Genomic DNA, 16,620 nt, shown 5'->3' on the forward strand with positions numbered 1-16,620 from the left:
TGGGATGTCTGCGCATTCCCAGATCAGGCAGCATGAGTTCGGCATCGGCCTCGGCGGTGGAGTAAGCAAGTACTACGGTGAGTTCACCGACGATCTGTTCGGGGCAGCGGGTGAGGCATCCTTTACCTACACGCCGTGGCAGTATCTGACACTCGGTCTGAACGCTCACGTCAACCAGCTCCAGTGGCGGGTCACACGCGACCGTATGGCGAGGTATCCGGGGTATTTCGGAGCTAATGCCCGGATCGGCGGACTCTATCCCGGAACGTTCGCTACGATCGAGGACAGGAATCAGTCCCGTTTCAGCGCCTACGAATTCACCGCCGTCGTCAATATCCTGCCCTACGATCGCATCGTGCCGTTCGTCGGAGCCGGTGCAGGTCTCGCGACGTGGTCTCCTACGAATGCCGAAGAACATACCTCCCTGCCCAATAATGCGGCCGGCAGGTATGACAGACTGACCTGGACGTTCCCGGTACTGGCCGGATTCCAGGTCTTCGTGACGGAAGATCTATCCTTCTTTGCCAAAGGGGCTTACCGGTTCACGTTGACGAAATATCTCGATGATGTCCCGTTCTCCGACAGCTACGATAATGTCGGTACGCTGACGGGAGGCTTGATCTTCCACTTCCACGGCAACGACGATCCCGATGGTGACGGCCTGTCGACCGCAGAGGAAAAGGCGCTCGGCACCAACCCCAGAATGGTCGATACGGACGGTGACGGACTGCTCGACGGTGAAGAGGTTCGCGTATACAGGACGAATCCGCTCCATAAGGACACCGACGATGACGGATTGACGGATGGTGAGGAGGCCCTTATCCACCATACCAACCCGCGTGTCGCCGATACCGATGGCGATGGCCTGTCGGATGCTGTGGAAGTGTTGAACCAACGCACTAACCCGTTGAATGTGGATACAGATGGCGATCGTCTGTTCGATGGCGAGGAAGTCATGCGTCACAAGACGAATCCTCTGCGCGCCGATACCGACTACGATGGCGTCGAGGATGCCGACGAGTTGAGCTGCCGCTATCAGACCAACCCGCTGAACCCGGATACCGACGGGGATGGGTTGATCGATTCCAAGGATCCCGAGCCTGCACTGCGCTGTGCAGGCTGTGGAGGAGGGAATGCCGGAACAGGACCGTTCCCGTATGCCACGCCGCCTCAGAAGGAAGCTCCGCCGCCCCCTCCTCCCGCTCCCGAACCGAAGCCTGAACCCAAGCCCGAGCCCGAACCGGCAGCACCGCCGCCTGCGCCCGCTCCGAAGAAGCGGAAGGCTTTCACGAAGGATATCCGGTTCAAGCTCAATACGGACGAGTTCGATTTCGACCAGCCGGAAACGCAGAAGAACCTCCAGGAACTCCTTGCCTATATGCAGGAGAACTGCGACGATCTCCAGGTCATGCTGGAAGGACATGCATCATCGGACGGACCGGCCAAACGGAACAGGGAACTGTCCGACATGCGTGCGAAGAAAGTCAGGCAATGGCTTATAGAACAGGGAGTTATGCCTACCAAGATCCGTGGGGCGGTCGGCTATGGATCGTCCGTGCCGCGCGTCAAGGAGCCTGTCGGACGCGAAGCCGCATCGATGAGCCGTGAGGACCTGGAAGCCATTCGCGGTCAGAACAGGCGCATTGAAGTGGCGATCCTTCGTGACTGCGCGAACGGTCTGTAATGATAAGGGCTTACCAGCGTAGGCCGAACCATGCGACGGATGGAGCGATCCTGACGGCGGGTGCCGGCAGGTGGTAGAGATGCAACGTCCGGAACACCTGCTGCAACCACGCGGGGAGGCCGGGAATCCGTTGAAGATTCCAATCCAATGACAGATAAAGGACATGGCGCCCTCCACCTTTCCCATCCAGTCCTTCCACGGAATGCCCGACGGCCAGATTCAGCCAGGCGGGATACCATCGCTGCCAGGCGGTCGGCAGATAGTCATGGACGCCCACGCTGAGCCAGTGCGTCGTGCTGGTATAGTCGTCGATGATCGCACCGTAGGCTCCATCCCTGAACGCCTGTGACGGCCAGAAGCTGATCTGCATTTCCAGTGGACGCAGGGCCGGGACATAGTGTTTGACGACAGGGAAGGCCGCACCGATGACGTCGGCGCCCATGTCTCCCCACGAGAAGCCATAGTCTTTCGAGAAGCCGTCCCGGATCTCGACGTAGGTCTGATAGGTGAGGCCGAGCCCGGCTGCATACCATATCGACGTCGTGGAGTCCATTCCGCACCAGCGGAAGAGGTCGCCATACACCGTTCCGACGGCATAGGGGAAGTAGGCGTGGCCGACCTTGTCGGCACCCAGTGCATAGGTCCAGTCCTGCTCCCAGTTCACATGGAATGTGGAAAACTCACCCTTCCACCACAGGTTGTTCACAAGACCGTGCCCGACGATGAATCCGCCCAGGGTCACAGCACTCAAGCCCCCTAATTTCCAATAGTTTATCGTGTCCTCTGCTGCCGGCTTCCTACCCTCTTCCGGCGTCGTCGTACTCTGGGCACTCACATATTGTCCACATACGCAAAACCACGTAAGTGTATGGAGCAAAAGCTGTTTCATTATCGCGGTCACGAAAGGGGTGGAGATTACCCGTTGAGGGATATCGGGGCGGGTGCTGCTGGATTTCATGAACAGATTTTCATGGAAGATTCATTGGCGGTCCTGCCGAAAGGTGGTTATTTGGCCGTTCTCCACACGGAGGAAAGGTAATTATGACCCATTCTATCTCGATGAAATCGGTGCTGCGAGCGATCATTTTCGTGATCGTCTTTCTTGCCGTGATGTCGGTAAGCTTCCTCGTCGAAGCCCACGACCTCCCGGCCGGAGTCGCAGCGGCCGAGGTAACGCCGGACGATACGGCCGTTACCATCGAGCGTTCCTTTCCGATGACGGACGTGACGGATGGACTAGCCTCATGGTATGGTCGCCAGTTTCATGGACGTCGTACGGCAAGCGGACGCAAGTTCGATATGCATGCGTATACGGCTGCTCACCGCAGTCTTCCCTTCGGTTCATTGCTGCGTGTCGTCAATCCTTCCAACGGTCGTACGGTCATCGTCGAAGTGACGGACCGCGGTCCGTTCATCCGTCGACGTGTCGTCGATCTTTCCTATGCGGCTGCAAAGGAACTGGGCGTCAGCGTCGCACCCGTCGAAATGGATGCCATCACGCCCGGCGACATTCTCGCTCATTATAACGAGCAGGGAGATTCGATGGTCGTCGTCATCGACGAGGACATGGACATCGTCGTCCTGCCGGCTACGGCGGTGCGCCCGATGGCCGAAGGCACGTCCACGTCGCTGACGGAAGCGTACAAGTCCGTACGGGAATCGTCGTCGTGCATTCTCGTCCTGCCTTCGGAAGACGGCAAGGGCCTCTCCTTCGTCCCGGTTCAGCGGATGCCGTCGGCCCAGTCGAGCACGATGCTCAGGACGGAAGGCCGTATCGTTTCCGCCAGCCGTTCCGATTCTTCGGGTGAGCACTCCGTACAGGACTGAAACTGGTGGTTCACGCCATCGATCGTCAGGACGGTGCCCTGGACTCCTGCCGCATCCAGCACGTTCGACATCGCCGCCGAGTTGATGTCGGCAGGGACGGTGACGTCCTTTTCGGCGTAGAGTGCCAGCACGGGAACCCCTACGCTCCGCAGGATTCCGGGGGCATCCATCTTCATGTACGATAACAGCCAGGGCATGATGACGACGCGCAGGTAGTCGTTACGGTCTGGACCGTAGAGTTCGGAGAACTCGGGCATACCCTTCAGCGAGGGTGTATTCCGGGCGACGGCATCGGCTACCTGTCCCATGGCCTTGACGGCTTCGTCGTCGTCGATCGTATTCTCGAGGATGTGGATCCATTTCGAGATGAGATCGGTATAGGTGTCGACGACGTTCGTCGACGTGCCCCGCTTCGTTTCCATCGCCTCGATCTGCGACGTCAGGAGTTCGGTTCCCGCCACGGCCGGAGTGGCGGCGGCGCAGATGCCGCGTACCTGCGGTCTCATCCTGGATGCCAGAACCGCTGCGAGCCCACCTTCACCATGGGCATAGAGAAAGATCCGGTTCGTATCGACGTTGGGATTCGCCCTCAGATAGTCGATGGCAGCCACGGCATCGTCGGCCACGTCCTCGACGGTCATCGTCGACGGCTTTCCTGTAGAATGCCCCATACCACGATCATCGACGCGCAGTGCGGCGAACCCGCGACGTGCGAAGGCATCGGCGATGACGAGGAAGGGCTTATGCCCGCCGACTTCGCCGTTACGGTCCTGCGGACCTCCGTCGGAGATGAACAGTACGACGGGAAAGCGTCCCGACAACGAGGGCTGGCACAGTGTTCCCTCGAGACGGACACCCGCCCGCCTGTTGATGACCTTGACGTCGGATGTGATGTAGGGGACGTCGGTGGTCGGCTCCTGGAACTTCTGAACGGTGACGATCTTGCGCAGACGCAACGGCTGCTTGTTCCCGTTTTCGGTCCATGTACCGCTGATGGACTTGTCGAAGGGGTCGTAGCTGCCTTCGAAGCGTACGTTCGTCTGTTCGTCGAAGAACAGCAGCTTGTCCGGCATGCAGGACGCGTTACGGAACCGGATGCCGAACAGGGACCTGTCGGGTCTGTCGAAGTAGGCCTCGCAGGGTCCGTTGGGATATGCCGTCACGTGCAGGATGAGGCGCCACCACTGCCGGCTGATGGATGTGATGCTGCCGCCCCATTGTCCGGACAGCGACGTATCCGGCATCGCCGTTCCCAGTGTGAAGCCATCCTGGGCCGAACTACGGTCCGGCAGGAAGCAGATGGACAGGAGGATCAGCAGGAACAGGGCGGGAACAGAACGGGGAATTGCGGAGTTATGCATATCTGAAGGGTAGTTTGAAACCTGTGCTGCAAATTTGCGTAGCCGGACGTCATTCAATCATAGTTTTTTGGACACTGGAGACGACATGAAGGTCTATCGCTCACTACTTGCATTGTTCATGGTCATGGCGAGCGCGGCCGTCGCTCATGCCATCACCGTCGACGAGATCATCGAAAAGAATCTCCAGGCTCGCGGCGGGATCGACAAGATCAAGGCGCTGAAGAGCTTCAAGTCCACCGGAACCATCAGCGCGGGTGGGCAGGAAATCGAGTTCACCCAGTACATGAAGCGCGAACGCAAGATGCGGATGGAAATGGCCATCATGGGCACCAGCATCGTCACGGGCTTCGACGGTACGAACGGCTGGACCGTGAATCCCATGATGGGATCGGACAAGGCCACGGCCCTGCCCGCCGAACAGGCCAAGATGATGTCGGCCCAGGCCGATTTCGACGGTGAGTTCGTGGACTGGAAGAAGAAGGGGACGAAGATCGAGTACGTCGGAACCGTCGACGTCGATGGTGCCTCGGCCTACAAGCTGAAGATCACGGACAAGGATGGCGATGTACGTCACTCGTATATCGACGTCACCAACAACCTCGAGCTCAAGACGGAAATGACGACGGATTACCAGGGACAGAAGATGGTGGTGGAAGTCGTCTTCTCCAACCACAAGCCGATCGGCGGCATCATGGTGCCGTGGTCCATCGACGTGCGCTCGCAGGGTCAGTCGGCTCAGTCGCTCACGATCAAGGACGTGAAGCCGAACATCGACATCCCCGATATGATGTTCATGATGCCCTGATATCCGTACGATATCGACGTATGAACGATGGCTCCGCTGGTCGGGGCCATCGTCGTTTCCGGCCCGCAAGACCCTGTTCCGTACAGGAAGGGATTTTGGTTCATGATGGCAGGAAACGTAGTACCGGCTCGTGTGCGGGAAAAATCCATTTCCGTACCTTTGCTATCCTTCGCCATCATCAACAGATCAGGAATCCACAGTGAAACGCCCGCTCCATCTGGTCGTGTTCGTCTGCGTTGTCGCCGTATTGACGCAAGGTTTCCAGTGCGCCTCGCCGGAAATGTCCACGGCCCGCAATGCATTCAAGCAGAAGGACTATCAGAAGGCCCGGACCGCATTGGAAAAGGTCGTCGCTGCCGAGCCCACGAACTGCGAGGCCTGGATGCTGCTGGGCGATGCCAACCAGAATCTCAACGATACGGACGGTATGGTGGCCGCCTATGCGAAGGCCCGTGCATGCCCCGACGTGCGTCCCGAACAGCAGTCGCGCATGTCGCTGACCCTTTACAACGCATGGGTAGGGGAGTACAACGGGGCCATCGCCAGTTTCAACAAGTACGTCGAAACCAAGGACCGTTCCGAACTCGATGCCGCCACGACGCATCTCGAGCGTGCCCTCGTCTTCAAGCCCGAATTCAGCGAGCCCCTCTATCTTCTCGGACAGGTACAGGAAACGAAGGGTGATACCAATCGCGCATTGACGGCGTACGAGAAGTGGTGGGCGATGGAAGAGCAGGGATTCAACATCCTGAAGCAGAAGGGCGTCCTGCTCGGTATGTCGCGCGGTGACCTACTCAAGAAGCTGGGCACTCCTGCCGCGATGAAGACCGATACCATCGAGAACGGCGTGATCTTCAAGGATCGTTTCGATATCGGTGGTCGTGACATCTACACGTTCAGCACGCGCGAAGGCACGGCCGTCGACGGAACGCTGGAAGGCTTCACCTACAATCCTCCATCCACGCTGACCGATGCCGAGAAGTGGCGGTCGCGCACGACGTCGGTAAGCACTCTCAAGGCCATGGCCTACATCGCCTATCAACGTGGCAAGCTGCAGGAAGCCTATGACTACTGTACGAAGGTCATCGAACTCAAGCCCGCGGATGCTGAACTCGTTCCGCTGCGGACGCAGTTGCTGCAGGAGCTCGGCAAGACCGACGAAGCGATGGTCCAGCTCAAGGGCCTCGTCGAACGCGAACCGAAGAATACCGTTTATCGCCTGCAGTATGCCTCGATTCTCTCCGGTGCCGACCGTACGGACGAAGCCATCGCGGAATACAGGAAGGTGCTGGAAACTGATCCGGGTAACGAAGCGGCTCTGTACAACCTCGCCGCCGCCTACAAGAACCTGGCCGGTACGAAGCAGAAGATCGAGAACGACAAGCTCGACAAGGACAAGAAGTACAAGCCCAATACGGCATATCTTGACGATCTGAGAACGTCGGCCGACTACTTCGAGCGTCTGCGGAAGTCGTTCAAGTACCGTGACGACCTCATCGTCCTGGACCAGCTCGCCAACATCTACGAGGTGAGCAAGGACAAGTCCAAGGTCGCCGCCATCATCATGGAGCTCGAGGCACTCGAGGAGAAGTACAAGACGTCGGCCGAATACTACCGCGTCATGGAGGGGCTCTATGCCCGCAACAAGATGATGGACAAGATGAAGACGGCGGCCGACAAGGGCGCAAGACTCAAGTAAGCGATTCCTCTCATTCCCGACGAGGGAACAACAGTTTCAACACAGTTTTTCGGGTAGGCGACACCTATGGCAAACAATCCCAACGAACAGCAAGGGCAGCAACAGCTCACCATCGAGCTCGGCGACAAGGAGGCGGAAGGCATCTATTCGAACCTTGCCATCATCTCCCATTCGCCGGCCGAATTCGTCATCGACTTCACGCGCGTTCTGCCTGGTGTACCCAAGGCCAGGGTTCACGCCCGCATCGTCATGACGCCCCAGCATGCCAAGCTGCTGCTCCACGCACTCGCGGAGAACGTCGGCAAGTTCGAGCAGCAATACGGCGATATTGCGGTCGACGGACAGCAACTGGCCTTCCCCGTAGGAACGCCGATCAACTAAACCGATGGGAGAGAGCGGTATAACGGAATTTTTCCGTAGATTTGCCGTTCTTCCCAACATGTGAATGCCATTAGGTCAGGTGTATAATGAAGCGTACCTATCAACCGAGCAAGCGTAAGCGTCTGAACGTGCACGGATTCCGCGCCCGTATGGCGACGAAGAACGGCCGCAAGGTCCTTAACCGTCGTCGTGCGAAGGGTCGTTACCGTATCGCCGTCAACTCTTCACGTTAAGATCGAAGCATCATGGTCCTGCGGCCGCTCAAGGGCTATCGGACCTTCTCCACGGCGTTCGAGAAAGGAAACCGGTTCGTTTCGGGTCCGCTCGTTCTCAGCGTGGTATATCATCCAGCAGATACGATGGTGGACGGTCATATCGGATTCGGTGTGACCGTCAGCCGACGCAAGGCACGGACTGCGGTGATGCGCAATCGTATCCGACGTTTATTGAGGGAAGCCATCCGGGCTTCCGTCGCACGGTATGAAGGTCCTTGCCGGGACTGCCGCATCGCGACGATCGTGGCGGTATGGCGTTCCACCCCGGCCGCTCCGATGCTCCTCAGGCTGCACCACGTGCAGCCGATTGTCGACACCTTGCTGCAAAGGGCACTTGCCGCATGCATGGACGTTCCGACGACATCACAGCACCCTCCGTCATGACGCGAGCCGTTACCGCATTGATCCGGTTCTATCAAGTGGCCGTGTCTCCCTTGTTTCCGAAGTCCTGTCGTTTTTCTCCGACCTGCTCCGAGTATACCGTACAAGCCGTACAGCGGTTCGGCGTCATACGCGGACTATGTCTCGGCATGCGCCGCATCGCGAAGTGTCATCCGTTCCATCCGGGCGGATACGATCCGGTGCCGGATGCCGATACGCATCATCATTGTTCCACCCGTTGATAGTTCCTCATGGATCGTAATTCCATCATCGGTATCGTCCTGATCAGCCTTATCGTCGGCGGCTGGGTATTCTGGCAGAGTACCGTCAGCAAGCGCGACGTGACTCCTCAGCAGACGGCCCACAGGACGGAGCGTTTCGATTCGGCCCGCACGGCCATCACGAATCAGCCGGCGTCCGTCACCTCCGTAGCTGCGGATGCAACGGCGGAACGTATGATCACCGTCGAAACGGACCTTCTCCACATACGCCTGAGCAGTTACGGTGGAACGATCCGGAGCTGGAAGTTGAAGAAGTATCAACCCTGGTACAAGGCCGAACAACCCGATGCTCTGGTCGACCTCGTCCAGCCCGGTGCGCGTGAGTTCGGATTCACGTTCCGGACGACGAACGGGCAGAAGATCGAGGCCCGCAACGTGCCCTTCGAGTGGCAGGTACAGAGCGATTCCGTCCGCGTCAGCGGCGATGCCGCCATCACCATCAAGGGCGTGGCCCACACGGTGAACGGTGGCGTCATCGAACGTCTCTATACGTTCCGCGGCAACAAGTACGACGTCAAGACCTCCATCGTCCTCGACAACATGGAAGGCGTGATTCCTCCCACGAACCGCTACGTCAATCTCGAGTGGAGCAAGGGAATCAGGTATCAGGAGGGAAGTACCGTCGACGAGTCGAACAACGCCGTTGCCATCGCTTCCTATAACGGTGAGATCGACGAACTCGATGCCACGACCTACAACGCACCGGAAGAGCGCTCGGCATCGGGCCGTATCGACTATCTCGCGACGCGTTCGAAGTATTTCGCGGTAGCGATGATTCCCCCGGCCGGATTCGACGGTTCGGTCTACTATCGCGGTACCCGCTACGGCGCACCCGAGAACGGCTACGTCGAGCAGTACGGCCTCATGTACAAGCTGCCGTACAGCGGCGGCCGCCAGACGCACGTGATGACGCTCTTCGCCGGTCCCATGGACTACGACGTCCTCAAGGAATACAACCTAACGGGTGTGATGAATTTCGGTCTGAAATGGATCGTAAAGCCCATCGGCGAGTACTTCATGCTTCCGATGCTCAAGCTCATCCACAGTGGTATCGCCAACTATGGCGTTGCCATCATCCTCTTCTCGATCCTGATGAAGCTCCTTCTCTATCCGCTTTCCATTACACAGGTGAAGTCGGCCCAGAAGATGCAACTGCTCGCACCGCTCATGAACGAGATCCGCGAGAAGTACAAGGACGACATGCAGACGCAGCAGCAGGAAACGATGAAGCTCTACAGTCAGTACGGCATCAATCCCGCCGGTGGCTGTCTGCCGCTTCTGCTGCAGATGCCCTTCCTTTATGCACTCTATGCCGTGCTCAATCTCAACATCGAGCTTCGCCAGGCATCCTTCCTGCCGTTCTGGCTCACGGACCTTTCGGTGCCCGACGTCATCCTGCATCTGCCCTTCAAGCTTCCGCTCTTCAACATCGACAAGTTCTCGGGTCTGGCACTTCTCATGGGAGCCACGCTCTTCATCCAGCAGAAGCAGGCCGTGACCGATCCCCGCCAGAAGGGCCTCGTCTACATCATGCCCGTCATGCTCACACTGATGTTCTCGACCCTGCCCGCCGGCCTGAATCTCTACTACTTCATGTTCAACGTCATGGGGATCGGCCAGCAGCTCTACCTCACGAAGTTCAGCAAGAAGAAGCTCACCCTTGCCGATCTGAAGACCATGCCCGTCAAGGAATCCTGGTTGCAGCGCAAGATGCGGGAGGCACAGGAAGTGGCGGCCTCGCAGGGGAGGACCCTGCCGGGACAGTCAGCCCAGCGTCCTGTGAACGGCAACGGCAAAGGCACGAGAAAGAAGAAATAACCCGCTCTCCACACACCCCCTCCGGATATTCCGCAGGGGGTGTTCCATTTCCTGTGTAACTAATTTCCGGTCATCCTGTCACTTGTCCGAATGCCGGGTTCCGCCCATACGGAATATCTCCGTCGCGGTGGTTCGAAAGACGTTGCAAAACCCGGTTCGCAGGCTATTTTTGGTGGTTAGGGACAATCCTCAGAATACACCGTTCCATCTCATTTATTTTACAGTTGAAAGGAGCAGTCTATGAATGCTCGCTCACTCGTTCGCACGTTGGCAGTAGGCGTGTGCACGTTTGCTGTCGGAGCCATGTCGCTGATGGCTCAGAACAGCTTCGACCGCGTGTCCCTGATCGAGCAATTCACGAGTGCCACATGTGGCCCGTGCGTTGCAGCCGGTCCGGTCATGGCCCGTGTCGTCAAGCTTAGCAATGGTGTGGTGTCCATCCGGTACCACATGAGCTTCCCCGCAGAAGGCGATCCGTGGAACGTCTCGAATCCTTCCGAGAATTCCTCGCGTCAGATGCTCTACTCCGTTAATTCCATCCCGACGTCGCAGGTGAACGGCAAGTCGAAGGTCGACCCGCGTGACGAAGCTACGCTCCTGTCGACGATCTCGACCGATGCCGCCGTGAAGAGCCCCGTTCAGATGACGGTAACGCAGTCGGGTGGAAGCGTGGCCGTCAAGATCAAGACGAACATCGATCTCAATGCCCACAAGCTCCAGGTCGCCGTCGTCAGCCGCCGTACGGTGCTGCCGAACCTCCCGTCGACTCTCGCAAACAGCAACGGCGAAAGCGAATTCTTCGATGCCATGGTGAAGATGCTTCCCAATGCATCGGGTACGAGCCTGTCCCAGTCGGCAGGTGGAGAGCAGACCTACAACTTCACGTTCGCACCGGGTACGGGCGAACTCTGGCCCTCCGGTATGCAGTACATCGTCGCCTTCGTCCAGTCCACGGGTTCGACGAAGGAAATCATCCAGGCCGGTACGAACCTCGACGAAGTCATGCCGAACGTCACGATGGCTGGTGCCAAGTGGCAGTACATCACCAAGGGTGGACAGAAGACGGCCGTCCTGACGCTGTCGAATCCCCGTGACAAGGCGATGGACGTCGAAGTATCCATCCCGAACCGTGCCAATCTCCAGCAGATGGGCGTTACGGTTACCGCCGACAAGGATGTCGTCTCCATTCCCGCCAAGGGTTCGGTGACGGTCAACATTTCGGTGACGGCTCCCAACGCCGCGATGTTCATTCCGGTCCAGGTCGAAGCCAAGCCCATCAATCTCACGACGGGCATTCCGGCAACGGCTACGGTCGAATTCGGTTATCTGACCGAAGGTGCACGCTTCGCTTCCTACTATGGTGCCTCGGACGGTGCCGTCGCCTTGCATGCCAGCGCCATCGCATCCGAATACGGTAACGATGCGGTCTTCATGCCCCTCGCTACGGAAATCGTCAACGCCTATCCGCCGACGTCGTTCGACGCAATCGGCTTCTCCGTCGACTACTACAGCCGTGGCGCACTGCTCAACGGTCTGCCCATCGTCCAGGCCGTGATGCAAGCCGGCAAGGGTGCCTGGGTGACCGGTGAAGTCGAGCAAGCCATCGCCTACAACAATGCCGGTTTCGAGTCCGTCAAGACGTTCTTCGAAAACACGCTCCAGCTTCAGCCGTGGGGCCAGGCCAACACGGTCCAGCGCTATACGCAGACGGGGCAGAACATCAGCCTCCAGACGTTCCCCATCAAGGGCATCAACGGCGATCCCATCGGTGAAGGTCTCAACGCTACGGGTAACCAGTACAACCAGCAGACCTGGCCGTTCTGGGTTCGTGTTACGGACCTCCTGAAGCCCAAGGTCGGTGCTACCTCCGTCCTCAGCGCAAGCTTCGATAACAACGTCGCCAACGGTGCAACGGTTCGCGTCGTCGCCAGCAACGGTGCCAAGCTCGTCTACAGCTCCTTCGGTCAGGAAGCCATCGCCGATGCAACGCAACGCAACGGCAATGCCAACCGCACGCTCAAGTGGCTGCTCGCTTCGGCCCTGCCCCAGATCACGGCCAGCGTTCCCCAACTGAACTTCGGCGATGTCAAGGAAAGCACGTCGAAGGACATGACGGTAACGTTCTCCAACTCCGGTCAAGCCGAACTCCGTATCACGGAAATGAACCTGACGGGTGCCGATGCTTCGGCATTCGACATCATCTCCGGCGCTCCGGACAACCAGCCGATCGTTCTGTCCGCAGGTCAGTCGCGCACCGTCAAGGTCCGCTTCTATCCTCTGACGGTCAAGAGCGGCTTCGTCGCTTCGCTCCAGGTCATCTGCAACGCCGCTTCCAATCCGTCCGTCCAGCTTCTCGGCAACGGTACGCCCTCGACGAGCGTCGAAACGGAAGTTGCGAGCGAATCCGGTGCCCTCGGCATGCGTCTCGTCGGTGCCAACCCTGTGTCCGTTTCCTCCGAAGTTGAAGTCAAGAGCACGTCGTCCGACGTCGTGACGGTTTCCGTCGTCGACAACATGGGCCGCACGGTCGCTACGCTCTTCAACGCTCCGGTCGCCGGTTCGCAGCGTGTGGCCCTGTCCTCCGCAGCACTCGCCAACGGCATGTACACGGTCGTCGCCACGAACGGCAACGAACGCGTCGCACTGACGATGGTCGTCGCACGCTAAGACATAGTCGAGCAGTCGAAACGAACGAGCCGGCTCCTTCAGGAGCCGGCTCGTTCTCGTTTACGGGAGAGCAAGAGATGAGCCAAGAGATGAGTACGGGATGGTTATCCCATAGGAAGGAATGACGGATAGCGCGGGTCGGCACATGAGGAACGGGGGATGGACTCCCATTCGTCCATCGCAGGACGGTGGGCGTGGCTGCATCATGGGTATGGGGCGTACATCCATGTCGGATGGTGAGCGAGGGGTACTCCTACGAAACGCAGTACGCCGCATCATACGATCGAATCACGACGCCACGTGAATACCCGGCCGACGGTCCCGGCCTACCTCTTGTACTGATATCTCGCGCCGGGCGGCAGAGCCGAACGCAGGCGATAGTCGCCGAAGCCCGTGTTGTCCTCGAAGGTGAACGTCTGCGAATTGGGATAGGTCCACCGTACGAGCAGGGCGGAACCGGTCTGCGACGTATACCGCTCGATATTCATCGGCTCGCCGTAGATGATGTAGATCATGCCCATGTCGGTGAGCCAGCCTTCGTTATAGCTCTTGTAGACCTTGTTGGCGTATTCGATACGGGCGTAGTAGTCTTCGAAGGCTTCGTTGCGTGTCGTATTCGGTGTGGGGTCCAGCTTCTTCCAGAAGTCCTCGAACAGGGCCTGACGATCAGCCTCCGTCGGTGCGCCGAGGATCTGGTCGATGTCGCTTTGCGACGGCACGACGTAGCGCAGTTGCCGGATCGCCCGGTTGAGATCGCTCAGGATGGCCGTGGTGGCCGTACGGGGGATGATGAAGGGCCGGGTCGTCATCGACACCGTTTCGTTCGTGTCCAGGACGGTCGTGAACGGATGCATCCGCACGGTGAGCGAATACGTGCCGGCCGTCGGACGCGGTGGATAGGTCAGACGCATGAAGTGCTGCTGCGTCTTCTCCTTGAGCGTCTCGGCACTGCCGCTGACGCCGGAGGAGAGGAGTCGTCCGTCCTTCTGCGCGATCTTCCACGAGAACCCGACCTGTTGCGGGACGCGTTCCGCATACGTCTCGAAGAAGATGAAGAGGGGATTCTCGAGATTCCAGATGGCATCGCCGATGAAAGGCGTGATGGAGTAGCGGCTGCCACGCTGCTCGATCTCGCTCACGTAGAGGATGCTGCTCAATGCCGGCAGCTCGTCGTTGAAGTCGGATACCGTAAGCGTCTTCGTCTGGGTATAGTCGCGCCTCGAGAACTGGTCGGTCACCGTCACCTCGATCCGGTAGGTGCCCGGACGCAGTGTGAAGGAGCGCTGGACGATATCGGCCTTGCCCGTCTTGCCACGGCTCGTACCGTAGTCCGCTTCCGCGACTTGACGTGTGAAGGTCGTGTCCAGGAGCTTGCGGCCGACGGTATCGCGGATGGCCATTGTCACGCGATACTGGGCGGCGAACATCTTGTTGTATTCCTGGAACTCCATCGACTGATAGGGGACTGCGAGATAGAGGTCCACCCGTGCCTTGTCGTCGAACAGCGAGCCGCGGAAGGCGAGGGCGTCGACGCGAATGGTCGACGACATGTCGCCCGGTTGTGCCGCCGCGGGCTGGGGAGGCGGAATGCGCTGCGGTTGCTGCGCAATCGCCGACGTCAGGACTCCTGCCGTGAAGAGCCCCGCCAACAATCCTGTCATGGACAGGGTCCGGATGGGAATGCATCGTACCATTATTCTCCAACGAATCGGATGGCGGTCGTACCAGTGAAGCCCGTCGCCACGACGCGGACGGAGTCGATAGCGCCCACGAGTGTCGTTCCGTCAGGAAATGACGGACCGTTCGGCGTAAAGACATGCTTGAAGATGACCGTGTCGGCTCGCATCACGTCGAAGACGGCCGTGCCCTTGGATATGGACGACGATACGAGCGAAAGGTGTTGACGGGACTTGAGCGGGGTGATGACGTTCGGATTCGTGGATCCGTACTTGATGGCGTTCAGGGCCGTTATCGTAATCGTCAGCGTATCGTCGATACGATTGGAACCCAGATTGAACTTGCTTTCGGAGATGACGGTCTCTTCGCTCGAGCAGCCGACGATCGACAGTGAGACGAAGAGGAGGACGACGAAGGACGTGAGTGCCGGGCGCATCAGTACTGTCCGGAATGGTTGGGAAACGTCGGGCAAGTTACGGCTCAGCATCGAACCGCTATCTTCAGAAGATCACGCGCTTCGCGTGCCAGTTGTTCACGGACGTCGGGATGGGCGATGGCGATCAGTGCTTCGGCCCTGTCGCGAAGGGTCTTGCCGTGCAGATAGGACACGCCGTATTCCGTGACGACGTAGTGTACGTGGGCACGGGACGTGACCACACCCGCACCGGGCTTGAGCATGGCGGAGATGCGGCTGATACCCTTGGCTGTACGCGAGGGCAGCGCGATGATCGGCTTCCCGCCCTTGCTCAACGCGGCCCCGCGGATGAAGTCCACCTGACCACCGACGCCGCTGTATGGAGCGGGGCCGATGGAGTCCGCGCAGACCTGGCCGGTGAGATCGACTTCGATGGCGGAGTTGATGGCCGTCATCTTCGGATTACGCATGATGACGGAGGGATTGTTCACGTACGCCACGTCGAGCATGGCCACCATCGGATTGTCGTCGAGGAAGTCGTAGACCTTCCGTGTACCCATCACGAACGTGGCTACGATCTTGTATGGATGGATCGTCTTCTCGCTGCCGTTCACGATGCCCCGTTCCACGAGAGGAATGAGACCGTCGGAGAACATCTCCGTATGGACGCCGAGGTTGCGGTGCGACGTCAGTTCGTGGAGCACGGCATCCGGGATGGCGCCGATGCCCATCTGCAGGGTGGCTCCGTCTTCGACCAGGCTTGCGACGTGTCGTCCGATGGCACGCTCGACGTCTCCGAGCACGGGAGGCGTGACTTCGGGTATGGCATCGTCCACGCTCACGCAATACGTGATCTTGTCGAGATGGATGAGGGCATCGCCATGGGACCGGGGCATGTTCGGATTGACCTGTGCGATCACCGTCCGTGCGGCATGCAGGGCCTCGTGAGCCGCCTCGACGGTGACGCCGAGCGAGCAGAAGCCGTGCTTGTCCGGCGGTGAGACGTGGATCAGTGCCACGTCGATATCGATGATCCGGTCGCGGAAGAGCCGGGGGATGTCGCTCAGGAAGACAGGAGTGTAGTCGGCGCGTCCTTCCCGAACGGCCGTTCTCATGTTCCTGCCGATGAACAGGCAGTTGACGCGGAAGACTCCCTCGTAGCGCGGGTCGGCATAGGGGGCGTCGCCTTCCGTGTGGAGCTGGACGATTTCCACGCCGTGCAGTCTGTCGGCATGGGCCGTGAGGGCATCGACGAGTCGCCTGGGGGCGGCCGCCACACCGTGCAGGAAGATCCGGTCGCCCGGGTTGACGGCCTGGAGCGCCTGATGGGCGCTGACGAATGAGGGCAT

14 protein-coding genes are annotated in these 16,620 nt (G+C 59.1%); 9 read left to right on the plus strand and 5 right to left on the minus strand.

Translation table 11 applies throughout. The features are described 5' to 3' along the window. Positions 1-4: 4 nt before the first annotated feature. The gene (locus tag BGO89_00430) at positions 5-1,684 is read left to right on the plus strand and encodes a hypothetical protein (GenBank protein OJX61100.1); all 1,680 of its coding nucleotides are present in this window, start codon (positions 5-7) and stop codon (positions 1,682-1,684) included. A gap of 10 nt (positions 1,685-1,694) precedes the next feature. Here BGO89_00430 and BGO89_00435 read toward each other — a convergent pair whose 3' ends face one another. Beyond that, positions 1,695-2,390 (minus strand): hypothetical protein, encoded by a 696-nt coding sequence (locus tag BGO89_00435; protein OJX61101.1) that lies wholly within the window; start codon positions 2,388-2,390, stop codon positions 1,695-1,697. A 335-nt stretch (positions 2,391-2,725) separates the two neighbouring features. On the opposite strand from BGO89_00435, the gene BGO89_00440 reads away from it, so the two are divergent. Continuing rightward, positions 2,726-3,511 carry a hypothetical protein gene (locus tag BGO89_00440; GenBank protein OJX61102.1) on the plus strand — a complete coding sequence of 262 codons (786 nt, stop codon included), beginning with the start codon at positions 2,726-2,728 and terminating at the stop codon, positions 3,509-3,511. Here the strand turns inward: BGO89_00440 and BGO89_00445 are convergent. Continuing rightward, on the minus strand, positions 3,406-4,872 hold the full coding sequence (locus tag BGO89_00445) for a hypothetical protein (protein OJX61103.1): 1,467 nt from the start codon (positions 4,870-4,872) through the stop codon (positions 3,406-3,408). The two genes, BGO89_00440 and BGO89_00445, sit on opposite strands and share 106 nt — an antisense overlap. An 85-nt stretch (positions 4,873-4,957) precedes the next feature. On the opposite strand from BGO89_00445, the gene BGO89_00450 reads away from it, so the two are divergent. The 7 genes from BGO89_00450 to BGO89_00480 all read left to right on the plus strand — a co-directional run bounded on the left by BGO89_00450 (position 4,958) and on the right by BGO89_00480 (position 13,179). Further along, entirely contained in the window at positions 4,958-5,677 is a 720-nt protein-coding gene (locus BGO89_00450; GenBank protein OJX61104.1) for a hypothetical protein, read from the plus strand. Between the two features lie 199 nt (positions 5,678-5,876). Next, positions 5,877-7,376, plus strand: coding sequence for a hypothetical protein (locus tag BGO89_00455; protein OJX61105.1), 1,500 nt, complete (start codon positions 5,877-5,879; stop codon positions 7,374-7,376). A 66-nt stretch (positions 7,377-7,442) separates the two neighbouring features. After that, entirely contained in the window at positions 7,443-7,757 is a 315-nt protein-coding gene (locus BGO89_00460; protein OJX61106.1) for a hypothetical protein, read from the plus strand. 86 nt (positions 7,758-7,843) lie between these two features. Further along, positions 7,844-7,990, plus strand: coding sequence for a 50S ribosomal protein L34 (locus BGO89_00465; protein OJX61107.1), 147 nt, complete (start codon positions 7,844-7,846; stop codon positions 7,988-7,990). A gap of 12 nt (positions 7,991-8,002) precedes the next feature. Further along, the gene (locus BGO89_00470; protein ID OJX61108.1) at positions 8,003-8,416 is read left to right on the plus strand and encodes a ribonuclease P protein component; all 414 of its coding nucleotides are present in this window, start codon (positions 8,003-8,005) and stop codon (positions 8,414-8,416) included. 248 nt (positions 8,417-8,664) lie between these two features. Beyond that, positions 8,665-10,512, plus strand: coding sequence for a hypothetical protein (locus tag BGO89_00475; protein OJX61109.1), 1,848 nt, complete (start codon positions 8,665-8,667; stop codon positions 10,510-10,512). Positions 10,513-10,752: 240 nt separating this feature from the next. Next, positions 10,753-13,179, plus strand: a complete 2,427-nt coding sequence (locus tag BGO89_00480) for a hypothetical protein (protein OJX61110.1) — start codon at positions 10,753-10,755, stop codon at positions 13,177-13,179. Positions 13,180-13,505: 326 nt separating this feature from the next. Here the strand turns inward: BGO89_00480 and BGO89_00485 are convergent, their stop codons facing one another. From BGO89_00485 to BGO89_00495, 3 genes are read right to left on the minus strand one after another with little or no spacing between them, the layout of a single operon-like run. Continuing rightward, a complete protein-coding gene (locus BGO89_00485; GenBank protein OJX61111.1) occupies positions 13,506-14,873 on the minus strand; it encodes a hypothetical protein in 1,368 nt (455 codons plus the stop codon). Then, positions 14,873-15,292 (minus strand): hypothetical protein, encoded by a 420-nt coding sequence (locus BGO89_00490; protein OJX61112.1) that lies wholly within the window; start codon positions 15,290-15,292, stop codon positions 14,873-14,875. The genes BGO89_00485 and BGO89_00490 overlap by 1 nt, the downstream gene beginning before the upstream one ends. Before the next feature lie 44 nt (positions 15,293-15,336). After that, on the minus strand, positions 15,337-16,620 hold the full coding sequence (locus BGO89_00495; protein OJX61113.1) for a 4-hydroxybutyrate CoA-transferase: 1,284 nt from the start codon (positions 16,618-16,620) through the stop codon (positions 15,337-15,339).

Origin of the sequence: Candidatus Kapaibacterium thiocyanatum, from assembly GCA_001899175.1 — a bacterium.
GTDB classification, from domain to species: Bacteria; Bacteroidota; Ignavibacteria; order Kapaibacteriales; family Kapaibacteriaceae; genus Kapaibacterium; species Kapaibacterium thiocyanatum.